This is a genomic window from Devosia sp. Leaf420 (assembly GCF_001425445.1).
GTDB lineage: Bacteria > Pseudomonadota > Alphaproteobacteria > Rhizobiales > Devosiaceae > Devosia.
This window is the reverse complement of sequence record NZ_LMQU01000013.1, coordinates 263,729-285,639: the sequence shown is the minus strand read 5'-3', so window position 1 is coordinate 285,639 and position 21,911 is coordinate 263,729. Positions and strand designations below refer to the sequence as shown.

The 21,911-nt window shown below is 59.5% G+C and carries 30 protein-coding genes; 24 read left to right on the top strand and 6 right to left on the bottom strand.

Translation table 11 applies throughout. From position 1 onward, the window contains the following. Positions 1-147: 147 nt before the first annotated feature. From rpe to ASG47_RS17255, 6 genes are all read left to right on the top strand, one after another. A complete protein-coding gene (gene rpe, locus ASG47_RS17280; protein ID WP_061911322.1) occupies positions 148-828 on the top strand; it encodes a ribulose-phosphate 3-epimerase in 681 nt (226 codons plus the stop codon). 30 nt (positions 829-858) lie between these two features. Beyond that, positions 859-2,190 carry an adenylosuccinate lyase gene (gene purB, locus ASG47_RS17275; protein WP_061911320.1) on the top strand — a complete coding sequence of 444 codons (1,332 nt, stop codon included), beginning with the start codon at positions 859-861 and terminating at the stop codon, positions 2,188-2,190. Further along, a complete protein-coding gene (locus ASG47_RS17270) occupies positions 2,187-2,738 on the top strand; it encodes an RBBP9/YdeN family alpha/beta hydrolase (RefSeq protein ID WP_061911318.1) in 552 nt (183 codons plus the stop codon). The genes purB and ASG47_RS17270 overlap by 4 nt, the downstream gene beginning before the upstream one ends. Continuing rightward, positions 2,738-3,151 carry a GNAT family N-acetyltransferase gene (locus ASG47_RS17265; RefSeq protein WP_061911317.1) on the top strand — a complete coding sequence of 138 codons (414 nt, stop codon included), beginning with the start codon at positions 2,738-2,740 and terminating at the stop codon, positions 3,149-3,151. The genes ASG47_RS17270 and ASG47_RS17265 overlap by 1 nt, the downstream gene beginning before the upstream one ends. 233 nt (positions 3,152-3,384) lie before the next feature. Further along, complete coding sequence (locus tag ASG47_RS17260; RefSeq protein ID WP_061911315.1) at positions 3,385-3,696, top strand: DUF1344 domain-containing protein; 312 nt, start codon at positions 3,385-3,387, stop codon at positions 3,694-3,696. 327 nt (positions 3,697-4,023) lie between these two features. Beyond that, positions 4,024-4,329: a DUF1344 domain-containing protein gene (locus tag ASG47_RS17255; RefSeq protein ID WP_082511832.1), complete on the top strand. Its 306-nt coding sequence runs from the start codon at positions 4,024-4,026 to the stop codon at positions 4,327-4,329. A gap of 52 nt (positions 4,330-4,381) precedes the next feature. Here the strand turns inward: ASG47_RS17255 and ASG47_RS17250 are convergent, their stop codons facing one another. Beyond that, positions 4,382-4,705: a DUF1476 domain-containing protein gene (locus tag ASG47_RS17250; protein WP_061911312.1), complete on the bottom strand. Its 324-nt coding sequence runs from the start codon at positions 4,703-4,705 to the stop codon at positions 4,382-4,384. A 228-nt stretch (positions 4,706-4,933) separates the two neighbouring features. Between ASG47_RS17250 and purC the strand changes: the two genes are divergently transcribed. The 17 genes from purC (at position 4,934) to ASG47_RS17160 (ending at position 17,485) form a co-directional block, all read left to right on the top strand. Then, entirely contained in the window at positions 4,934-5,698 is a 765-nt protein-coding gene (purC, locus tag ASG47_RS17240) for a phosphoribosylaminoimidazolesuccinocarboxamide synthase (protein ID WP_061911308.1), read from the top strand. Between the two features lie 13 nt (positions 5,699-5,711). Next, the gene (gene purS, locus ASG47_RS17235) at positions 5,712-5,957 is read left to right on the top strand and encodes a phosphoribosylformylglycinamidine synthase subunit PurS (protein ID WP_156464151.1); all 246 of its coding nucleotides are present in this window, start codon (positions 5,712-5,714) and stop codon (positions 5,955-5,957) included. 265 nt (positions 5,958-6,222) lie between these two features. Further along, positions 6,223-7,299, top strand: a complete 1,077-nt coding sequence (locus tag ASG47_RS17230) for an acyltransferase family protein (RefSeq protein ID WP_061911304.1) — start codon at positions 6,223-6,225, stop codon at positions 7,297-7,299. A gap of 61 nt (positions 7,300-7,360) precedes the next feature. Continuing rightward, positions 7,361-7,882 (top strand): hypothetical protein, encoded by a 522-nt coding sequence (locus ASG47_RS17225; RefSeq protein ID WP_061911302.1) that lies wholly within the window; start codon positions 7,361-7,363, stop codon positions 7,880-7,882. Between the two features lie 4 nt (positions 7,883-7,886). Continuing rightward, positions 7,887-8,555: a phosphoribosylformylglycinamidine synthase subunit PurQ gene (gene purQ, locus ASG47_RS17220; protein WP_061911300.1), complete on the top strand. Its 669-nt coding sequence runs from the start codon at positions 7,887-7,889 to the stop codon at positions 8,553-8,555. A 33-nt stretch (positions 8,556-8,588) separates the two neighbouring features. Then, a complete protein-coding gene (locus ASG47_RS17215) occupies positions 8,589-9,200 on the top strand; it encodes a DJ-1/PfpI family protein (protein ID WP_061911298.1) in 612 nt (203 codons plus the stop codon). After that, entirely contained in the window at positions 9,197-11,422 is a 2,226-nt protein-coding gene (gene purL, locus ASG47_RS17210; RefSeq protein ID WP_061911296.1) for a phosphoribosylformylglycinamidine synthase subunit PurL, read from the top strand. The genes ASG47_RS17215 and purL overlap by 4 nt, the downstream gene beginning before the upstream one ends. A gap of 80 nt (positions 11,423-11,502) precedes the next feature. Further along, on the top strand, positions 11,503-12,096 hold the full coding sequence (locus ASG47_RS17205; protein WP_061911294.1) for a hypothetical protein: 594 nt from the start codon (positions 11,503-11,505) through the stop codon (positions 12,094-12,096). Positions 12,097-12,184: 88 nt separating this feature from the next. Then, the gene (locus ASG47_RS17200) at positions 12,185-12,418 is read left to right on the top strand and encodes a BolA family protein (protein ID WP_061911292.1); all 234 of its coding nucleotides are present in this window, start codon (positions 12,185-12,187) and stop codon (positions 12,416-12,418) included. A 5-nt stretch (positions 12,419-12,423) separates the two neighbouring features. After that, positions 12,424-12,738 carry a DUF6665 family protein gene (locus tag ASG47_RS17195; protein WP_061911290.1) on the top strand — a complete coding sequence of 105 codons (315 nt, stop codon included), beginning with the start codon at positions 12,424-12,426 and terminating at the stop codon, positions 12,736-12,738. 53 nt (positions 12,739-12,791) lie between these two features. Further along, positions 12,792-13,115, top strand: a complete 324-nt coding sequence (locus ASG47_RS17190; protein WP_162243272.1) for an HIT family protein — start codon at positions 12,792-12,794, stop codon at positions 13,113-13,115. Then, the gene (locus ASG47_RS17185; protein WP_061911286.1) at positions 13,112-13,735 is read left to right on the top strand and encodes an HAD family hydrolase; all 624 of its coding nucleotides are present in this window, start codon (positions 13,112-13,114) and stop codon (positions 13,733-13,735) included. Before ASG47_RS17190 ends, ASG47_RS17185 begins: the two co-directional genes overlap by 4 nt. After that, a complete protein-coding gene (locus tag ASG47_RS17180) occupies positions 13,735-14,028 on the top strand; it encodes a hypothetical protein (protein ID WP_061911284.1) in 294 nt (97 codons plus the stop codon). Before ASG47_RS17185 ends, ASG47_RS17180 begins: the two co-directional genes overlap by 1 nt. Before the next feature lie 27 nt (positions 14,029-14,055). Next, positions 14,056-14,295 carry a hypothetical protein gene (locus tag ASG47_RS17175; RefSeq protein ID WP_061911282.1) on the top strand — a complete coding sequence of 80 codons (240 nt, stop codon included), beginning with the start codon at positions 14,056-14,058 and terminating at the stop codon, positions 14,293-14,295. Between the two features lie 108 nt (positions 14,296-14,403). Further along, on the top strand, positions 14,404-14,739 hold the full coding sequence (gene grxD, locus ASG47_RS17170) for a Grx4 family monothiol glutaredoxin (RefSeq protein WP_061911280.1): 336 nt from the start codon (positions 14,404-14,406) through the stop codon (positions 14,737-14,739). Positions 14,740-14,886: 147 nt separating this feature from the next. Then, the gene (locus tag ASG47_RS17165) at positions 14,887-16,107 is read left to right on the top strand and encodes an MFS transporter (protein ID WP_061911278.1); all 1,221 of its coding nucleotides are present in this window, start codon (positions 14,887-14,889) and stop codon (positions 16,105-16,107) included. A 121-nt stretch (positions 16,108-16,228) separates the two neighbouring features. After that, a complete protein-coding gene (locus ASG47_RS17160; RefSeq protein ID WP_061911276.1) occupies positions 16,229-17,485 on the top strand; it encodes a multidrug effflux MFS transporter in 1,257 nt (418 codons plus the stop codon). A gap of 35 nt (positions 17,486-17,520) precedes the next feature. On the opposite strand, the gene ASG47_RS17155 is transcribed toward ASG47_RS17160, so the two are convergent. Genes ASG47_RS17155 through ASG47_RS17145 form a run of 3 tightly spaced genes read right to left on the bottom strand, consistent with a single transcriptional unit; the run spans position 17,521 to position 18,836 of the window. Next, positions 17,521-18,150: an ATP-dependent Clp protease proteolytic subunit gene (locus ASG47_RS17155; protein WP_061911274.1), complete on the bottom strand. Its 630-nt coding sequence runs from the start codon at positions 18,148-18,150 to the stop codon at positions 17,521-17,523. A gap of 45 nt (positions 18,151-18,195) precedes the next feature. Next, on the bottom strand, positions 18,196-18,525 hold the full coding sequence (locus ASG47_RS17150) for an SRPBCC family protein (RefSeq protein WP_061911272.1): 330 nt from the start codon (positions 18,523-18,525) through the stop codon (positions 18,196-18,198). After that, positions 18,522-18,836, bottom strand: a complete 315-nt coding sequence (locus ASG47_RS17145; RefSeq protein ID WP_061911270.1) for an ArsR/SmtB family transcription factor — start codon at positions 18,834-18,836, stop codon at positions 18,522-18,524. The genes ASG47_RS17150 and ASG47_RS17145 overlap by 4 nt, the downstream gene beginning before the upstream one ends. A gap of 105 nt (positions 18,837-18,941) precedes the next feature. On the opposite strand from ASG47_RS17145, the gene ASG47_RS17140 reads away from it, so the two are divergent. After that, complete coding sequence (locus ASG47_RS17140; protein WP_061911267.1) at positions 18,942-20,144, top strand: pyridoxal-phosphate-dependent aminotransferase family protein; 1,203 nt, start codon at positions 18,942-18,944, stop codon at positions 20,142-20,144. On the opposite strand, the gene ASG47_RS17135 is transcribed toward ASG47_RS17140, so the two are convergent. Next, on the bottom strand, positions 20,134-20,946 hold the full coding sequence (locus ASG47_RS17135) for an inositol monophosphatase family protein (protein ID WP_061911265.1): 813 nt from the start codon (positions 20,944-20,946) through the stop codon (positions 20,134-20,136). The genes ASG47_RS17140 and ASG47_RS17135 overlap by 11 nt on opposite strands. Continuing rightward, a complete protein-coding gene (ttcA, locus tag ASG47_RS17130; protein WP_156464161.1) occupies positions 20,943-21,806 on the bottom strand; it encodes a tRNA 2-thiocytidine(32) synthetase TtcA in 864 nt (287 codons plus the stop codon). The genes ASG47_RS17135 and ttcA overlap by 4 nt, the downstream gene beginning before the upstream one ends. Positions 21,807-21,911 lie beyond the last annotated feature (105 nt).

The window sequence follows — 21,911 nt, the reverse complement described above, 5'->3', positions numbered from 1 at the left end:
GAGTCCCGGCAAAGCGCCGCCTTTTCAACAGCTATGCACGTGTGGCGAGCGATATGGGTGGGCGCGGAGACTTCACTTGCCCCCGCGCCGTGACCGCCCTATAGCCAGACCGAATACCTGAATACGCTCTGTCGCTGAGGTGCCTTCATGCCGGCCCGTCCTCTTCGCATCGCTCCGTCGATCCTCTCCGCCGATTTTTCGCGGCTCGGGGATGAGGTCTCGGCCATCGTCGCGGCCGGGGCAGACTATATCCATGTCGACGTGATGGATGGCCACTTCGTCCCCAACATCAGCTTCGGCGCGCCGATCATGAAATCGATCCGTGGCGTGACGGACAAGGTGTTCGACGTGCACCTCATGATTTCGCCGGTCGACCCCTATCTCGCCGATTTTGCGGGAGGCGGCGCCGATATCATCACGGTACACGCCGAGGCAGGCCCGCACCTCCATCGCAGCCTGCAGGCCATTCGCGGCCTCGGCAAGAAAGCCGGCGTGGCGCTCAACCCAGCAACACCCGTTTCCGCCATCCAGCATGTCATCGACGACGTCGATCTCGTGCTGATCATGAGCGTCAATCCAGGCTTCGGCGGCCAGAGTTTTATCCCAGAATCGATCAACAAGATCCGCCAGGCCAAGGCGTTGATCGGCGGGCGCGATATCGACCTCGAGGTCGATGGCGGTATAACCGCTGAAAATGCCCGTGCCGTGGTCGACGCCGGGGCCAATGTATTGGTTGCCGGTTCGTCGATTTATGGCGGCAATGACCCCGCAACCTATGCCGGCCGCCTCGCGGCTATCCGCGAGGCGGCAACGAGCCGCATCGCCTGACTCCACTTCTGACCTTTTAGGGCTAAGTCCATGATCCCGCGCTATTCCCGTCCCGAAATGGTGGCCAACTGGTCGGCCGAAACCCGCTTCGCTATCTGGTTCGAAATCGAGGCCCACGCGACAAGCAAACTCGCCGAGCTCGGTGTCGTGCCCAAAGAAAGTGCCGACAAGATCTGGAACGTGATGAACGCCCGCAAGGCGGAGATGGGCGACTACGGGTTCGACGTCGAGCGCATCGACGAGATCGAGCGCACGACCAAGCACGATGTCATCGCGTTCCTGACGCACCTCTCTGAGATCGTCGGCCCGGATGCCCGCTTCGTGCATCAGGGCATGACCTCTTCAGATATCCTCGACACGACGCTCTCGGTGCAGATGAAGCGCGCCGCCAACATCCTGCTCGCCGATATCGATGCTCTGCTCGAGGCGCTGAAGCGTCGCGCGATGGAGCACAAGCACACGATCACCATCGGCCGCAGCCACGGTATCCATGCCGAGCCGACGACCTTCGGCGTGAAGCTCGCCGAGGCCTATGCCGAGTTTTCGCGCAATCGCGCCCGGCTTGTGGCAGCGCGCGACGAGATCGCCACCTGCGCCATTTCCGGGGCCATTGGCACCTTCGCCAATATCGACCCGCAGGTCGAAGAATATGTGGCTGAAAAGCTGGGCCTTTCGATCGAGCCAGTCTCGACCCAGGTCATCCCGCGCGATCGTCACGCCATGTTCTTTGCTACCCTTGGCGTTATCGCTTCATCGATCGAGCGCGTTGCCGTCGAGATCCGCCACCTACAGCGCACGGAAGTGCTGGAGGCCGAAGAATACTTCTCGCCGGGTCAGAAGGGCTCGTCGGCCATGCCGCACAAGCGTAACCCGGTGCTTACCGAAAACCTGACTGGGCTCGCGCGTCTCGTGCGCGGCATGGTGACCCCGGCGCTCGAAAACGTGGCCCTCTGGCATGAGCGCGATATTTCTCACTCTTCGGTCGAGCGCATGATCGGCCCGGATGCTACAATCACGCTCGATTTCGCGCTCGCGCGCCTTACCGGCGTCATCGACAAGCTGGTCGTCTATCCGGAGAACATGCGGAAAAACCTCGACCTGCTCGGCGGCCTCCACAATTCGCAGCGGGTGTTGCTTGCACTGACCCAGGCTGGTTACAGCCGCGAAGATTCCTATTCGGCCGTTCAGCGCAATGCGATGAAGGTCTGGGAGCATCGCGGCGATCGTGCCGGACTTTTCGCGCAGAACCTCAAGGCGGATCCGGCGGTAACGCTGTCGGATGCGCAAATCGACGACATGTTCGATGACGCTTACCATCTCAAGCATGTCGACACGATTTTCTCGCGGGTCTTCGGCGCATGAGAATTGCTGAAACCGATATCCTGATTCTGCCTGGGCTCGGCGCCGCCGGGCCGAGCCATTGGCAGGTGCGTTGGGCCGAAAAGATGTCGACCGCCGCCATCGTCGAGCAGGCCGAGTGGGACGAGCCCGATCCGGAGGATTGGGTCGATACGATCGTTAAGGCTGTCGAGCTGGCCAATCGGCCTGTGGTCTTTGTCGCCCATTCGCTTGCGTGCATTGCACTTGCGCAAGCGGCGTCGCGGTTTCCCGAAGGCCGCGTGAAGGGCGCGTTGCTCGTCTCGCCCCCCGACATTGAGCTCAATGCCAGCGTGCCGGAGGAAGCAACAGCATTTGCGCCCGTGTCGCGCGATCCGCTGCCCTTCCCGTCACTGCTCGTGATTTCGGACACCGACCCCTATTGTTCTTTGGAGCGCGCTGCAGACTATGCTGCGGCCTGGGGATCGGATTTTCATCAAGCTGGAGATGCGGGGCATATCAATGTGCAGTCCGGCCATGGTCCTTGGCCCGAAGGGCTCATGATGTTTACCCGCCTGATGCAGCGGCTGTGATGGACGGCTACACGCTTGTCGAACAGTCGCCCGAGGTGGATGACTACCTCCGCTTGCGGGTCGTATCAGGGCTTAGTCCCAAGACGCGCGAGGGCGCAGAAGCTGGTCTGCCCAACACGTGGTATGGCATCCATTTCATTTTCGCCGAACGACCTGTCGCCATGGGTCGGATTATCGGTGATGGCGGCACGGCTTTTCAGATCGTTGATATGGCCGTCGAGCCTGAGCATCAGGGCAAGGGCCTAGGCAAGGCGATCATGACAGCTCTGGTCGCGCGCTTGCACAGCCACGCGCCATCGGGCGCCTATGTCAGCCTCGTGGCCGATGGCGACGCCAAGCATCTCTATGCCAAATACGGGTTTGAACCAGTCATGCCGAAATCGATCGGCATGGCCATGGTCATCCGACCCTGATTAGAACTGCTCCAGTTCGACGCCGATTTGCCGGCTTTCCGCCTAACTTCCTGAAATTTGGGCGGAATCTGGCGTTCGGGAATTAAATCTTCTTAACTTGAGAACCAGCGTGGCGAGGCCTAGACCAGTGCTCGTCGGTTTGGAGCCGCCGGCGGGAACGAAGGACCCGCGACGCGACGACCCCCGAAAACCGACTTATGGCCGCGCATCGGCCCGTCTCATGGAGACATTTCATGCGCAAGTTCGTCGCTCCACTCTTTCTCGCTTTGCTCGTTGCCGCACCGGCAAGTGGTGCCTTTGCCGCCACGGCCATGGCTACCGCTGCCAAGCCCGCAGCGTCTGCATCGACCTCTGCCGATCAATCCATCAATGGCACAGTAAAGAGCTTCAACCTGACGGCTCGTTCCCTCGAGCTCGCGGATGGTAGCTGGTACTTCCTGCCGCTCAATACCAAGTTCCCCGATGTCAAATCGGGTGAAAAGGTGACCGTTCACTATAAGCAGAATGGTTCGAGCCACGATGTGACCGCGATCAACGTCGGCTAATCGAAGGAGAGAAATCTCCCTACTTTTTCCTTGCACAAAGGCCGTCCGGCATCCGGGCGGCCTTTTTCTTTTGGTCGATCAACGCGAGGATTTAGAACGGCTCCAGACCGACGCTGATTTGCCGAAATGTCGCCTAACTCACTGAAATTCAGGCGAAATCTGGAGCCGCAGAATTAAATGTTCTTAACTTGAGAAGCCGGTTGGCCAGGCCTAAACCAGTTCTCGTCGGTTTGGAGCCGCCGGCGGGAAACGAAGCATCCCGCGACGCGACGACCCCTGAAAGCCGACTTTTATGGCCGCGCATCGGCCAGTCTCATGGAGACCATCATGCGCAAATATATCGCACCGCTCTTTGTTGCCCTGCTCGTCGCAGCCCCAGCCAGCGGCGCATTCGCCGCCACGGCAATGGCTCCGGCCGCTAAGCCGGCCGTCTCGGCACAGGCTGAGCAGTCGATTTTGAGCACCGTGAAGTCGATCGACCTCAAGGCACACACGCTGACCCTGGCGGATGGGAAGACCTACCAACTGCCCGCCACATTCAAGGACCCCGGCCTCAAGGCGGGTGAAAAGGTAACCGTGCAGTGGAAGATGAATGGCCGCGCCTATGAAGCGACCCGAGTAACGATCGGCTAGTCTAGTCGAGGGAGCCGGCCATGGTCGGCTCCTTATTTTTTAAGCCTGACGGTCAGCCCTCGGAGGCGATCTGTTCATTGGCAACCGCGACCAGCGTCGACATCTTCTGACGAATCACGTCGTCGCCGACCGAGATGCCCTTGGCCTTGAGATCGCCCGACACCTTCCGGAACACGTCCTCTTCGCCGGCCTCTTCAAAATCGGCAGCAACGACCTCGGCCGCATAGGCTTTGGCTTCGTCACCCGTGAGGCTCATCAGTTCTGCGGCCCAAATGCCGAGCAGCTTGTTGCGGCGGGCTTCTGCCTTGAACTTCTTTTCAGAATCGAAGGCAAATTTGGCTTCCTGGCCCTTCTGACGGTCGTCGAACGCGCTCATGATCTCTCCCATGTTGACCAACGTGCCGGAATTCCGGCGTCTCAAGACCGACATAGGCGGTCGAGACAAGCAAATCAACGGCATGGACGGCCCTGCGACCTTGTGTGACGGAGGCAACAGTCCAGTGCCCCAAGACGTCGGCCTCCATGAAAGCGCTTGCAATTCCGCCTGGTTCTAGCGCATGAAGCGCGCCTAAACGGTGCGCTTTTTCACGGCAGCGGAAACCTCATGAATCGTCGACGCAAAATCTACGAGGGCAAGGCAAAGATCCTTTTTGAGGGTCCTGAGCCCGGCACTCTGGTCCAGTATTTCAAGGACGATGCCACCGCCGGAAACGGCGCCCGGCATGAAGTGATCGACGGTAAGGGCGTGTTGAACAACCGAATCTCGGAATTCGTGTTCACCAAGCTCAATGCCATGGGCATCCCGACCCATTTCCTGCGCCGGATCAATATGCGCGAGCAACTGATCAAGGAAGTCGAGATCATCCCGCTCGAAATCATCGTGCGCAATTTTGCGGCCGGTTCGCTGGTCAAGCGCCTTGGCCTCGAGACTGGCACGCAACTGCCGCGCTCGATCATCGAATTCTGCTACAAGGACGATGCGCTCGGCGACCCGATGGTTTCCGAAGAGCACATCACGGCTTTCGGTTGGGCGACCCCTGCCGAGCTCGACGACATCATGAGCCTCGCGATCCGCGTCAACGACTTCCTGACCGGCCTCTTCATGGGCGTCGGCATCCAGCTCGTCGATTTCAAGATCGAATGCGGCCGCCTCTATGAAGGCGATCTCATGCGCATCGTGCTGGCTGACGAAATCAGCCCGGACAATTGCCGCCTCTGGGACATCAAGACTCGCAACAAGCTCGACAAGGACCGATTCCGCGAAAACCTTGGCGGTCTTGTCGAAAGCTATCGTGAAGTGGCCCAGCGCCTCGGTATCCTGGTTGAAAACGACAATGCGCTGACCACCGGTCCGCGCTTGGTCCAGTAATTTTCGGGAAAAGCTGATGAAAGCGCGCGTCACCGTCACGCTCAAGAATGGCGTTCTCGATCCGCAGGGCCAAGCCATCGAAGGCTCCCTGTCCTCCCTCGGCTTTGGCGGCGTCTCCGGCGTTCGCCAGGGCAAGGTTTTTGATCTGGTTCTCGATGGCACCGATGAGGCTGCCGCCCGGACCCAGTTAACAGGCATGTGCGAGAAGCTTCTCGCCAATACCGTGATCGAAAACTACCAGATCGAAATCTCTAATTAACGCTTAATTGCGATAACAACTGGCGCGCCCCATTTGGCGCAGGACAGTACCATCATGCGTAAAACCCAAATTGCTCTTTCGGTCTTGTTCTTCGCCTCCATCGGCCTGCTTTTTGCGGCCTATGCCTCGGTGCCTGTGCCGGTCTGACCGGCTTTAGGGCATTAATTACCAAGCCGGCAAATGCTTCCAAACCCACCGACCGGTTTAACCGGCTGGTCGAAGGGATACGCTAATCTGCACCCGTCATCATGCGGGGAATGCGGTTATGGGCTTGAGTAAGCAGAGGCTCGATTGGGTGGATATGGCCAAGGGCCTGTCCATTTTTCTGGTCGTCATCATGTATTGCGCGTCGAGCGTCGGCGAGGATACCGGTCAAACCGGTTTCCTCCATTGGACGATCGCCTTCGCCATGCCCTTCCGCATGCCGGAATTCTTTCTGATCTCGGGCCTGTTCCTGAGCCAGGTGATCGATCGACCATGGCGCGCCTACGCCGATCGCCGGGTGGTCCATTATCTCTATTTCTACGTCCTCTGGGCGGTCATCCACATCATCTTCAAGGTGGCGCTGGTCGGCCGCGATCCAGGCGGCGCACTGAGCTATCTCGCCTGGGCGGTGATCGAGCCCTATGGCGTGCTGTGGTTCATCTACATGCTGGCCGTCTTTGGGCTGGTCAGCAAACTCGTGCATCAGGCCAAGCTCCCGCATTGGTTGGTGTTGGGCGTCGGTGCGGTGCTGCAGATGGCTTCAGTCCATACCGGCAGCTATCTCATCGACCAGTTCTGCGCCTATTTCGTCTATTTCTACGCCGGCTACGTCTTTGCCCCAGCAATTTTCCGCCTGGCAGATTGGGCAGGCCAAAATGTCGGCGCAGCGCTCAGTGTTCTGGCGGCCTGGGCAGTGGTCAACGCTGTGCTGGTTTTTACACCCGGCTTCCGGCTCGATCCGGTCCACATTCAAGTGGGTTGGGGCGCCCTGCCCGGCATTCACCTGCTGGCAGCCATTGCTGGTGCCATTGCAATCTGCATCGCCTCCGCACTGCTGGTAAAACTGCCATGGATGAACTGGCTGCGCTGGATGGGTGGCAAGTCGCTGGTGGTCTATGTGGCCTTTGTGCTTCCCATGGGCATTGCCCGCACTATTCTCCTCGCGGTTGGTATCGAAGAACCGAATCTGGTCAGCCTCATCATCATGACCATTGCCATCGCCTCGCCGCTCATTCTGTGGTGGCTGACGGAAAAGACCGGCTTTGGCAAATTCCTCTTCGAACGTCCAGCCTGGGCCCATTTGCCCGGTACAGGCAATTCGACCACCCCGAATCCGCAGGCCATTCCAGCCGAATAGGTCACGAAGTAGCCAAATCCTTTCGCTAGGCCGGCGGGGCACCCAAGATGGAGCCCTGCCGATGCGTCCTCTCCTTGCCTGCCTCGCCGCCCTGCCCGTTCTTCTGGCGCCAGTGGCGGCCCATGCCGAATTCCTCAATCCCACATTCGAGACGCTGGCGATCGATGGCATAGCGCCACCCGACTGGATCGCCGGTGTTCGCGAAGGCGCCTATATCGGCATGTGTGGCAGTTGTGAGGGCGGCATGGTGATGCTTGAAATCAAGGTACACAACGACGACGGCACAGGCGGACGCGTCCGGTCTGGTGAGACCACGACTGAGACCTATACGGAACTCGGCAAAGCCAACGCGCAATCTCTTGGCGGCGAATCCGAATATTTCGGCACCAAGGAGATCGAGTCAGGACCGGCGGTCGGGTTCAAGACCAATGCCAAAATTGCGACCGGCGACTACTCCACCACCTATCAGTTGTGGAGTGACGGCAAACAATTGGTGATTAGAGTTTACGGCGCGGATCAAACCGTGGTGGACAACGTCGCGGAGAAAGCCTATTCCGCCGCTGCACCCCAGACCTTCAGGTGACCTGATGAAAGCTGCCGTTCTCGTCTTCCCCGGGCTCAACCGCGACCGCGACATGATCGCCGCGCTGACCAAGATCGGAGGCGCCGAGCCGGCAGTCGTCTGGCACCAGGATGCCGATATTCCAGATGTCGACCTGATCGTCATTCCCGGCGGTTTTTCCTATGGCGATTATCTGCGTTGCGGCGCGATCGCCGCGCGCTCGCCGATGATGGACAAAGTGCGCGAACGTGCCGCCAAAGGCGTAAAAGTTCTGGGCGTCTGCAACGGCTTCCAGATCCTGATCGAAGCCGGGCTTCTGCCGGGCGCGCTAATGCGCAACACATCGCTGAAATTCGTCTGCCGCGAGGTCAAGCTCGAGGTGACGAACACGGACAACGCGTTCACGCGTGGTTACGCCAAGGGCCAGATCATCCGCTGCCCCGTCGCTCATCACGACGGCAACTATTTCGCCGATGCCGAAACGCTCGCCCGCCTCGAGGGTGAAGGACGCGTGGCGTTCCGCTATGCCGAGGCCACCAATCCAAACGGGTCCATCAACAATATCGCCGGCATTTTAAACGCTGAAAAGAACGTGCTTGGCCTGATGCCGCATCCGGAAAATCTCATCGAAAGCGCCCATGGCGGCGATGACGGCCGGGCTCTTTTCGCTACCCTTCTCAATAAGGCAGCCTGATAGCGCGGCTCGCAAGACCGCCAGGAGTGCAGCATGGTTGACGCCAATAACCCGCTTCAGGTGGGCATCGTCGTATTCCCCGAAGTCGAGGAACTGGATTTCGTCGGGCCCTGGGAGGTTTTCACAATGGCGGCCCAAGTGGGTGCGCCAGTGAACACGTTTACGGTGGCATGGTCCGACAAAGCGCTACGCTGTGCCAAGGGTCTCCGCATCGAAGCCGACTACGATTTTTCCGACGCGCCGCATGCCGATCTCGTCATCGTACCGGGCGGCAAAGGCACGCGTACTGTCATCATGGACGACGCGTTCATCGACACCCTGCGAGACTATCTGGCGGCCGCAAAATGGCAGGCCTCCGTCTGCACCGGTGCTGCGCTGCTGGGTCAGACTGGCTTTCTCGACGGAAAGCGAGCAACGACCAATCATGTGGCCCTCGACTGGGTGCGCAGCATGGCCCGTAAAGCCTACTTTACGACTGAAGAGCGCTACGTGCGCCACGGCAGCGTCGTGACCAGTGGCGGTGTATCCGCCGGCATCGACATGTCGCTGTGGTTTGTCGGTCACCTGTTCGGCCACGACATGGCCCACGAGACGCAACGCGTCATGGAATACTATCCCGAGCCCCCCTACGGAACGACCCGATGACCCTTGCCAACGACATCGCCATCACCCCGCAGCTGGTCGCCGACCATGGGCTGAAGCCGGATGAATATCAAAAGATCCTCGACCTGATCGGCCGCGAGCCGACCTATACTGAACTCGGCATCTTCTCGGCGATGTGGAACGAGCACTGCTCCTATAAAAGCTCGAAGAAGTGGCTGCGTACGCTGCCCACCACCGGTCCGCGCGTTATCCAGGGACCGGGCGAAAATGCCGGTGTCGTCGATATCGGCGATGGACAGGCCGTTGTCTTCAAGATGGAATCGCATAACCATCCGAGCTTCATCGAACCGTATCAGGGCGCAGCGACCGGCGTCGGCGGCATTCTGCGTGACGTCTTCACTATGGGCGCCCGCCCAGTTGCGGCGATGAACGCGCTGCGCTTTGGTGCGCCCGAGCACGAAAAGACCCGACACCTCGTCAATGGCGTCGTCGCAGGCGTTGGCGGCTATGGCAATGCCTTTGGCGTGCCGACCGTGGCTGGCGAAGTCGAATTCGACGCGCGCTACAATGGCAACAACCTCGTCAATGCCTTCGCGGCCGGCTTGGCTGATACCGACAAGATCTTTTACTCCAAGGCCGAAGGCGTCGGCCTACCTGTCGTCTATCTTGGCGCCAAAACCGGCCGCGATGGCGTCGGCGGCGCCACCATGGCCTCGGCCGAGTTCGGCGACGATATCGAGGAAAAGCGCCCGACCGTGCAGGTTGGTGACCCCTTCACCGAAAAGCGCCTGCTCGAAGCCTGTCTGGAACTAATGCAGACTGGTGCCGTGATCGCCATTCAAGACATGGGCGCTGCCGGCCTGACCTGCTCTGCCGTCGAAATGGGCGCCAAGGGCGATCTTGGCATCGAGCTTGATCTCGATAAGGTGCCGGTGCGCGAAACGGCGATGACGGCCTACGAAATGATGCTGTCGGAAAGCCAGGAGCGCATGCTTATGGTGCTGCATCCTGATAAGGAAGCAGCAGCCCGCGCGGTCTTCGAAAAGTGGGAACTGGATTTCGCCACCGTCGGCAAGACAACCGATGACCTGCGTTTCCGTGTGCTCTGGCAGGGGACGGAAGTCGCCAATCTGCCGATCAAGGAACTCGGCGACGAAGCTCCGGAATACGATCGCCCTTGGGTTGAGCCGAAAATTCCGGCCGCACTCGCCGCCGATGACTTCCCGCAAATGGACGTGGCCGATGCGCTGCTCAAACTGGTTGGCGGTCATCAATGCTCCTCCCGCCGCTGGGTCTACGAGCAGTATGACACCCTGATTCAAGGCAATAGCATCCAGCGCCCCGGCGGCGATGCCGGCGTGATCCGTGTGCTTGGCCATGACACAAAGGGCCTGGCCTTTACCTCGGACGTCAATCCACGTTATTGCGAAGCCAACCCCTATGAGGGCGGCAAACAGGCCGTGGCCGAATGCTGGCGTAACCTCACCGCTACCGGTGCAGAACCGCTGGCAGCGACCGACAATCTCAATTTCGGCAATCCCGAACGCCCGGAAATCATGGGCCAGCTTGTGAAAGCTGTGGGCGGTATTGGTGATGCCTGCCGTGCACTCGACTTCCCGATCGTTTCGGGCAATGTCTCGCTCTACAACGAAACCAATGGCCGCGGCATTCTGCCGACCCCGACTATCGGTGGCGTTGGCCTCCTGCCAGATTGGCAGAAGAGCGTGCGCATTGGCTTTGCAGCTGTGAGCCAGCCAATCCTCCTCATTGGCGGCCCTGCTGAGCGTGGCACCCACCTCGGCCAGTCTATCTATCTGCGCGACCTGTTCGATCGTCGCGACGGCGATGCTCCGCATGTCGACCTTTCGGCCGAACGCAAGACCGGCGACTTCGTCCGCACGCTCATCCGTTCGGGCGTTGTTACGGCATGCCACGATCTCTCCGATGGCGGCCTCGGCGTAGCCTTGGCCGAAATGGCCATTGCTGGCGGCATCGGTGCGACGGTAACTGACATCGAAGATCATGATCCAGTCCTCCAGTATTTCGGCGAGGACCAGGGCCGCTATCTCGTGACGCTCAATCTCGACCCGCAGGGCGAAGAGATCGCGGCACTTTGGGCCGAAGCCAAAACTCGCGGCATCGAGGCGCCCTGGATCGGCACCACGGGCGGCACGGAACTCGTTCTCGGCAAGGCCCGCGCGGTTTCGCTGGCCGAATTGACCCAAGCGCACGAAGGCTGGTTCCCCAGCTATATGAACGGCTGATCTGCCTATTGAATGCGGATGCCATATGATCGCCACCCTTTGGTCCGCCAAAGGGTGGCGCGTTGTTTTTGGAGCAAGTGATGAATTCGAAGCGGCTTTTGGCGATCGTGGTCAGCATGAGCGCGGTAGCGCTGCCGGCAACGAGCTACGCCCAGACCATCAACGTCACGCGCTCGATATTCCCCGACCAGCCCTACACTCTCATCTACCCAGAAGCCATGGTGGCCACCGGCGGCGCGGGCGAACCGCTGACCATCAACCACCCCAATGCGCCCTTGCAGTGCGACCTGAGCGTCGTGCCGGTAGAAGATGCCGATTGGTCCGCGGAAGCGGCCGTCGGTGCGCTAGACCCGTCTGCGATTACCGAAGCCTGGGTAGAGACATTCCCCGGCTTCACGCTCGGGGAAACCGGCACCAAGAATTATCAGGACGCCACCGCGCTTTATTACGAGGGCACGAGCGAAAGCTCTTCCATGGGAGTGCCGATCACGCTGGTTCATAGTGAGACCGTGGCCCAAAGCCGCGGCTATTCGCTCGACTGTATCTACGCGACGTCAGTCGCCGAGCAGGTACGACCGGCCGTCGAATTCATCATCGCCAATTTCTCGACCCGTTCGGACGCCGATTGTTGCGTCGGCGCGACGCCCGAGACCGAACAAGCCCCGCCTCAATAATCCGGCGATATTGAAGCCGCCCCTTCCGCATGCCATATCAAGGACATGCGCCGGCCACGGCGAACCGAAAACGACGGGGAGACTGAACATGCCAATGGACGCCCACGAGATCGAGCGCCGCATCAAGGCCGCCCTGCCCGATGCCGATATCGAGATTCGCGATCTGGCCGGCGACGGTGATCACTATGCCGCCAAGGTCGTCTCCGAAGCTTTCCGCGGCAAAAGCCGTGTCCAGCAGCATCAGCTCGTCTATGCAGCTCTTCAGGGAGACATGGGCGGCGCTCTGCACGCTCTGGCACTGCAAACCGGCATCCCCGAATAGAGCCGATGTCCGGGCTGCGCGACTCGCTTGATCTCATTCGCATGGTGCGGCCGGAAGCTGGAACGGCGGCCCTCGACCACGAGATCATGGCCGAACGCGCCAATTCGATCGGCGCGGCCGAAGCACGGGTCATCAAGAGCCTAGCCGTGCTCGAGACTGGCACGGACAAGGCCCTCTACGAAGCCAGAGACGCTGTCTGGTCTTATTTCGTTCAGCGCGAGCTCATGGGTTTTCGTCAGCACGGCGACGTCATTCGCGATCTAAAAATTCCGGCAAACGTGCTGAACGGTCTCGGCGCGACGCCCCCAAAATCTCGATGAGAGTGGCCGGTTGCCGCTTCTGTCGAGAAAATGGGCTCCTGATCGACGCGCCTTTGCTTGAGACCAAGCATTTCTATCTTCTGGCGAGCCGCGATCCAGATCTGCCCCTCGCCAGCATGATCGTGCCGCATCGGCATAGCGAAAGCCCTTTCGAGATGTCTCCTGACGAGTGGAGTGATTTCAACGCCGCGCTCGCGGCCACACGCGATCACTATGGCGACCAAAAGCCCGACGGTTTTACGCTCGGCTGGAATGTCGGATCGGTCGGTGGACAGCATGTCTTCCATACCCACCTCCATGTCATTCCACGGTTCGCGGGCGAGCCACTGGATGGCAAAGGCATCAGGAATGCGTTCAAGGAAGCGCTCAAGCAGTGACACGCTCGATCATCTTCGACGTCGATGGCGTGCTCGTTCATGGCTATCACGCGCGGCCTGATGGGAAGACGTGGGAAGAAGAGTTCCTGATCGATCTCGGCATCGACCCCGTTCGATTTCGCGACGAGTTTATCTACGACATTTTCATCAAGAAGGTGGTTGTCGGGCAAACCGCTCTCGTTGACGCGCTTGATCGGCGGCTCTCGTCATTTGGCTACAAGGGCTCAACAATCGCCTTCGCGCAGCATTGGGTGGCCCGGAACAGTCAGCCAAATGAAGATCTGCTTGAGGACATCCGTCGGCTGAAGGCAACGAAAGACATCAAGCTCTACCTCGCCACAAACCAGGATCACATGCGGGCCCAATGGCTTTGGCAGACCCTTGGACTGGGCGACTTATTCGACGATATGTTCTATTCGGCCCGAGCCAGGGCCATGAAGCCGATGGACGCCTTCTTCAAATTCGCTGCAGCACGGATGGGGCCGCAGACCGAAATTCCGCTCTTTTTCGACGATACGCAAAAAGTGGTAGAAGGCGCCCGCAATTTCGGTTGGGAATCGGTGCTCTTCACCAGCAACAACGACTTCCGCCTGCACCCTTGGATCAAGGACAGACTTTGATGCGCCTCAGTCAAGCTCTCGCATTGATGCCGTTCCTCTTTGCTGCGCCGGCAATGGCGCAGGAGGCTCAGTGTTTTCAGAACGACCAGTTCCTCGTCATTGCGCAAGACCGGACCGATAGTGCGGGCATGGAAATCCTCGCGCGCGCGCCTGCACGCGGTAAGATCAAATGCGAATATGTGGAGCGGGAGACGGACTTTGTCATCAATCCCCTGGGTCAGGCAGGTTGGCCCGATGGCCAGCCGCTCTGGTTTGAGGGTCTTGCAGGCAAGTACTTAGTTCTGACCCGATAGACCGGACCGGACGGCAATATCGTCATCATGGACCTCGCCGAGCACCAAACCGTTGTGGATGAAGCTGCCGACGATGAGATCACCGTCAGCGACGACGCGGTGACCTATTGGATGCGCAGCGAGCAGGGCACGGAGGACAATTGCCCGCAGTTTGAGGATTTCACCTCCAATGGGCTTGGCGCGGTTATTGCCGAAGAACAAGTGTTCGACATTGCTTCGGGCGAGGTCAAGTCGACCGGCGAAAAGCGCTGCAGCGCGACACAGTAACAATAGTGGGCGAGTTGAGGCGGTGATCTCGACACTGCCGCAGTCCTGTCCTATTTAAAGCGCGAGTTTACCCGGTCCTTGAAACCGGTTCACTGAAAGGCTCCTCCCATGACCGACATCAACGCCTTTATCGACGAGAAGGTGAAGAACAACGACGTGTTCCTCTTCATGAAGGGCACTCCAGATTTTCCGCAGTGCGGCTTCTCCGGCCAGGTCGTTCAGATTCTGAATTATCTCGGCGTCGACTACGATAGCGCTAACGTGCTCGAAAGCCCCGAACTGCGCGACGGCATCAAGGCCTATTCGAACTGGCCAACCATTCCGCAGCTTTATGTGAAGGGTGAATTTGTCGGCGGCGCCGATATTGCCCGCGAAATGTTCCAGTCCGGCGAATTGCAGACCCACATGCAGCAGGCCGGCATCCCGGTAAAGCAGAGCGCCTAAGTCGTCAGAATTATGCTGAAGGCCCCGCCATCATGCGGGGCTTTTGTTTTTCCGAGCATCACCAGATCTGATCGAAGCCATTCCGCAATATCGTTTTGCGTGATGGCGGCAGAGGCGTAATCTCTGTGGACTCGCTCAGGTGCTGCCATGACCTCTCCCGCTTCCGCCCGTCCCGTCGTTCCAATGCCAGTGGTCATCATCGCTGGCTGCATCATTGCGGCGATTGGCTTTGGGACGCGCGGGGCCTTTGGACTGTTCACCCTGCCGGCGACAGAAGACCTTGGCCTCTCGCGCGAGCAATGGGCGATGGCCATGGCGGTGCAGAACCTGGTCTGGGGCATAGCACAGCCGTTCGCCGGCGGCTTTGCGGACCGCTATGGCACTGGCCGCGTCCTTGCCGTCGGCGGCCTGATCTACGCGCTCGGCGTGCTGGGCATGTCGTTTTCGACCGACGTTCTCAGTCTAACCATCACCGCCGGTGTCGTAACCGGTACGGGCATCGCTGTCGCCTCGTTCGGTGTCGTGATGGCCGCTTTCGGCCGCGTCGTTCCCGCGGAAAAGCGCAGCTTTGTCTTCGGCATTGCCACCGCTGCCTCCTCGGCTGGCCAGTTCATCTTTGCGCCGCTCGGTCAGGGCTTCATTTCTGCTTTCGGCTGGCAGATGGCGCTGGTTTGGATAGCTCTGCTCCTCCTGCTGATCATCCCACTATCCGCCGCATTGCGCGGCCGGAGCGTCAGCACACCCGGCGAAGCCGACATGCCTTTCATGCAGGCGTTGTCGCAGGCCTGGGGCCATGGCTCATACAGGCTCTTGGTCATCGGCTTCTTCGTTTGCGGCTTCCATCTGGCGTTCATAAATGTCCACATGCCCGCTTACCTCGTGCAGTGCGGCCTGTCCCCGGAAGTCGGAAGCTGGACGATTGCCGTGATCGGGCTATTCAACATAGCCGGCTCGCTGCTTTCAGGCTGGTTGGGCTCGCGCCTTCCCAAACAGATCTTGCTCGCGACCATCTACTTCCTCCGCGCGATTGCGATCGCGGCGTTCCTGCTGTTCCCGGTTACGGAAGTCACTGCCTATACGTTCGCGGCAGCAATGGGTCTGCTGTGGCTCTCTACCGTGCCGCTGACGGCGGGCCTCGTTACCCTGTTCTTCGGGCCGCGCTATATGGGCATGCTCTACGGCGTCGCGTTCTTCAGCCACCAGCTCGGGTCGTTCGTCGGCGTCTGGTTGGGCGGCGTTGTCTATGACCAGACCGGATCTTATAGCCTCGTCTGGTATCTTGGCATCATTCTGGGTCTTGCATCCGCGGCGCTGCATCTGCCCATCAACGAGCGCAGCGTTTCGAGTTTCAGGACCCAACCCGCTTAACCCATAGCAACTATCGTTTTTTACCGATAAAAGCTTGCCAACCCGGCCGGACAGGTTCATGTTCCGCCCAATTATTGCGCCGCCATCTTCTGGGCGAGCCCCTCCTTACTGAGCAATTCTCATGTCTGATCACGTTAATCGGGTGCTCTCGCGCCCGGAATTCATTGCCCTTATCGCGGCCCTCATGGCGCTTAATGCGCTGGCCGTCGACGTTATGCTTCCTGCGCTGCCCTATATGGGCGAAGCGCTCAATATCGTCAGCGAGAACGAGCGCCAGTTCGTCGTCTCGTTCTACATGCTCGGCATGGGCATCGCGCAGCTTGCCTTTGGTCCGTTGACCGACCGCTTTGGCCGCCGGGCGCCGCTGCTTGCCGGCATCGGCGTCTACATCATCGCTGTGATCGCCGCAGCCTTTGCGCCAAGCTTTGCCGCGCTTCTCGCGCTCCGCTTTGTGCAGGGCATGGGTGCAGCGAGCGTGCGCGTAATCGCCACCGCTGTGGTACGGGACCGGTATCAGGGCCGCGAAATGGCCGAAGTCATGTCGCTCACATTCATGGTCTTCATGGCGATTCCAATCGTCGCGCCCGGCATTGGTCAAATCCTGTTGCTGACCGGGCCTTGGCAGATGATCTTCATCTTCATGGGCCTGCTTGCTCTGGTCTTTTGGAGCTGGACCTATTTCCGCCTGCCTGAGACGCTGCCTGCCGAGAAACGTCGTCCCCTCAGCTTTTCGGGGATCATTCAAGGCTTCAAGATCGTCGTGACTAATCGCGTGGCCTTCTCTTATGGGCTCGCGGGCACATTCCTTTTCGGCGCGCTCTTTGGCTTCATCAGTTCGGCACAGCAGATCTACGTCGATATCTACGGCCTCGGCGTCTATTTCCCCGTGGCATTTGCTGCAGTGGCAGGCCTGATGGCCGTGTCTTCCTTCACCAACTCACGCATCGTGCGCCGCCTTGGCATGCGTCGCCTCTCCCATGGTGCGATGGTGGTCTACACAATTGCATCGGCGGTTCTGTTGGCGCTCTCGCTTGCGGGATACGTGCCGTTCTGGGTGTTCTTCGGCCTCCTCTGCGTGGTCATGTTCTGCTTCGGCTGGGCTGCGTCGAACATGAATTCGCTGTCCATGGAACCGCTGGGCGCCGTCGCCGGTACGGCAGCATCGGTCTTCGGCTTTATCCAGACCGTTGGCGGCGCCTTGATCGGTAGCTATGTCGGGCAGATGTTCGATGGCACCACCGTGCCGGTGGCGGCAGGCTATTTCAGCATGGGCGTACTGACCCTGATCTGCATTCTGGTTGCAGAAAAGGGCCGGCTGTTCGGCGTGGGTGAGCAATATAGCCACGGCGAGGCCACGCCCATCTTGGACGCGCACTAAAAACCAAGCCACCCGCAAGATGGGTGGCTTTTTTCTTACGCGGGAGAGTCTGCTGGTGGGAAGGAAAGCTCGGCACGATCGGCGTAGACGTGGTCGATCAATCCCCAGGCTTTGGCATCTTCAGGAGTCATATAGCGGTCGCGCTCCAGGGCCAGCTCAACCTCCTCATATGTGCGTCCACAATGGCGAGCATAGATATTATTCGTCAGGCGTTTGAGTCGCAGGCTCTCCTCTGCATGGATCAGGATGTCCGTCACCTTGCCCTGAAAACCGCCCGAGGGTTGGTGCAGCATGATTGAAGTGCTGGGCAACGACGCACGATGACCCGGTTCGCCGGCAGCCAGAATGATTGTCGCGGCTGATGCTGCCATGCCCATACACAGTGTACCGACCGGTGCCTTGATGAACTGCATGGTGTCGTACATCGAGAGACACGCGGTTACGACGCCACCGGGTGAATTGATATACATGTAGATCGGCTTGGTCGGCGCCTCTGCTTCCAGAAACAGCAATTGGGCACAGATCAGCGAGGCCATATTGTCCTCGATCTGGCCATTCACGAAAATGATCCGCTCCCGCAGCAGCCGTGAATAGATGTCGAAGGCGCGTTCGCCACGACTGGATTGTTCGACGACCATAGGGACGAGTTGCATCATGTCGCGCATCGGCGACCTCCATCAGATTTTCGGTGTAATTGGTAAGGTCGGCGCTTAAGCCGCGAGCATCATGGGCTCGTTGCTGTTGTCGGCCGCCGGCATGGCCAGAGGCGCATGCGTTAGCCGGAAATAGCTGCCACCGTTATCAAGCGGACTGATCTCAAAGGTGACGACGCTGTCGGATGAAAACGCGCCATCCTCCTGATCTCGCCATCGATAGGTCACGCTGTGCGGCTCATCGGTGTGGATGATTGAAATGTCCGTCTTGGCAGGCAGATCGAGCCAACGCTCGAGATATTCGGGGATGGTCAGCGCTCGCCAGACCTTCTCGGGCGGCGCATCGAGCTCGGTCTCGAAGACCACTGCTTCATCCTTGTCGGTCATTGGTCCATCTCCCGCAGCAGGTCCTTGAGATTATCGATCCGGCTCGGCCAGAAATCGCGATAACGCGCGAGCCATGCGTGCAAAGGTACAAACCCGTCGGGATCGACGCGGTAATGAGCGAATCTCCCTTCGCGCCTTTCGCTGATCATTCCCGCACCCTTGAGAACCGCAATGTGCTGCGACATCGCCGGCTGTGAAATGGCAAAGCCATCGCGCAGATCGGTGGCTGTCAGTTCCGCTCCGGAAAGCCGCTCGAGAATTGCCCTGCGGGTCGGATCGGCCAGCACTTTGAATATTTCAGCATCGCTCATGCAAACACATAAGCATAGACTTATGAGTCGAGCAAGTGGGTCAAGGCTCTTTGCGGGTTTGTCGAGGAAGTCTAGGCTGAAGCGTCTATCACTCCGGAATCTGCCATGTCAGGTCGCACCTATCTCGCCATCCCCGGTCCATCTGTCGTGCCGGAGCGTGTGCTGAACGCCATGCATCGCGCTTCGCCCAATATCTATGAAGGCGAAGTGGTTGAGATGATGGATGGCCTGATGGCCGACCTACGGCGCGTCGCAGTCACCAGGCAGAACGCGGCAATCTATATTGCCAACGGACATGGCGCATGGGAGGCCGCGAATGCGAACCTCTTTTCGCGCGGCGACAAGGCCCTTCTGGTAGCGACAGGACTTTTCGGCACCGGCTGGGCCAGCTCAGCCATACGACTGGGTGTGGACGTTGAGGTGATGGATTGTGGCAAGTCAGGCGCAGCCAATCCGGATTTGATCGCGGAGCGATTGCAGACCGACATATCGCACAACATCAAGGTGCTCATGGTCACGCATGTCGACACGGCCTCATCAGCGAAGAATGACATTGCCGCAATCCGCCGTGCCATTGATGCCGCCGGGCACCCTGCTCTCCTTGCCGTCGATGCCGTCGCGAGCCTCGGCTGCGACGACTTGCGCATGGACGATTGGGGCGTCGATGTCATCGTCGGCGCCAGCCAAAAGGGCCTGATGATGCCACCGGGTCTCGCCTTTCTCTGGTTTTCCCACAAGGCGCGCGAGCGATCCGCAGAGAGCGATCTCAGAACACCCTATTGGGATTGGTCACCGCGAACCGATGGCGCCGAGTTTTGGCATTATTTCGGGGGCACCGCTCCGACGCAGCACCTCTTTGGCATGCGCGAAGCACTTGATATGATTTTGAACGAAGAAGGCTTGGAGAACGTCTGGCAGCGCCACCACACGCTTGCCAGATGCGTGTGGTTGGCGCTGGACGCCTGGAGCGCTGGGCACTCCCATATCGGTCTCAATATTGCTGATCCGTCCGCCCGCGGACACTCCGTCACCGCAGCGCGCATTGGCAATGGTGGTGCCCTGAAATTGCGGCGCTGGATGGAGCAAGAAACCGGCGTCACGCTTGGCATAGGTCTCGGTATGGCTCTCTCCAGCGAGCCAGCCTATGGCGATTTCTTCCGCATCGGTCACATGGGACACGTCAATGCCCATATGGTGCTTGGCGTTCTGTCCAGCATAGAAGCGGGCATGGAATCTTTGGGCATCGCGCGAGGCGTCGGCGCGATAGAGGCCGCTGCCAAAGCGTTCAGCGCAGGGGCTAGACCGTAAAGACCTCGCGACGGAGTTCGTCCCAACTCTCCTTGCTTGGCGCGATAAGCAGGCCGCCATCGCTGTGACGTGCCTTGTATTCCGAGCCATCAAGGCGCGCGACATGCGCACCGGCTTCGCGCATCATCAGCGCGCCGGCAACGTGGTCCCACGGCATCAGCTTGTTATACATGAGGAAATGCACGTGTCCGCTCGCGGCCATGCGATATTCATGGCCAGCACAGCGATAGTTGGCGAACATCTTGACCTTGGCCAGATTGGCGAGGACCTGGCTACGCACGCCCTCGGGCAGATAAGAGACGGAAGCCAGCCCGCCCATCTCGGCAAGCGGCGCAGCTTCGGCAAATTTCTGCCGCACCCGGCGTCCATCGGGAAAGACCTGCCAAGTGCCGCAGCCACGCTCGGTCATCAGGAAATCGTCGCCCATCGGGTCGTAAATGACGCCGGCGACCGTCTCGCCATTTTCAACCACCGCTGCCATCACGGCAAAAAGCGGTAGGCCAGCGGCGAAATTGTAGGTGCCGTCGACTGGATCGACATAGATGACGGTGCGATCTTCAAAGTTGGTTTCGAGCAGCGCCGGATTGGCGGAGACCGCTTCCTCGCCGACAACGACGGTATTGGGCGAATGGGCGCGAATGGCGGCCGTAATGACCCGTTCCGCATTCTCGTCAGCTTCGGTGACGAGATCGAACGCGTTGGTCTTGCTGCGCACCATGCCCTCGTCGAGATGCCGGAAACGCGGCATGATCTCGGCCTTGGCCGCTTCGCGCAATATTCCAGCAAGCCGTTCGATATTCATGCGTTTTCTTCCTTTGCGCTCACGGTCAGGCTGGCGAAATCAAAGAGTTTAGGATCCAGCATGTGGCTCGCATTAATATTGCCGAGCGCACGGATCATGACATCCTTGCGGCCCGACATCCGCTTTTCGATATCGGTCAGCATGGCCTTCATCGCATTGCGCTCGAGCCCATCCTGCGAGCCACAGAGATCGCAGGGAATGATCGGGAACTGCATGGCATCGGAAAATTTCTGCAGATCTTCCTCTGCGCAATAGATCAGCGGCCGCAGCACCTGCAGATCGCCTTCATCGTTGACGAGTTTGGCCGGCATCGCCGCGAGCTTGCCGCCATGGAACATGTTCATGAAGAAGGTTTCGAGGCTGTCGTCGCGATGATGACCTAGCACCAGCGCCGTGCAGCCTTCTTCCCGCGCGATGCGATAGAGATTGCCGCGGCGAAGGCGCGAGCAGAGCGAGCAATAGGTCGCGCCCTGCGGCAGCTTGTCGGTCACGATCGAATAGGTGTCCTGATATTCGATGCGATGCTCTATCCCCAATCCCGCAAGGAATTCCGGCAAGATATGCTTGGGAAAGTTCGGCTGGCCCTGATCGAGATTGCAGGCCAAGAGCTCCACCGGCAGCAGGCCGCGCCACTTGAGATCGAGCAACAAGGCGAGGAGACCATAGCTGTCCTTACCGCCCGAAAGGGCAATCAGCCATTTCTCTCCGGGCCGGACCATGCCGAATTTTTCGAGTGCCTCGCGCGTGTTGCGGATGAGACGCTTCCGCAGCTTGTTGAACTCGACCGAACGCGGTGCCTTGGCGAAAATCGGATGCGCACCAGTTTCGTTCTCGTCAGCCAGCGTGGTCGGGGCTTCCATCACCGCGGTCATGGCAAATCTCTCATATGAACCTTCGCCCTGCTGATACCCCCTGCAGAAGCGCAGGGAAAGCAAAAGCGACAGGCCTTAACCTTACCAAAGCTT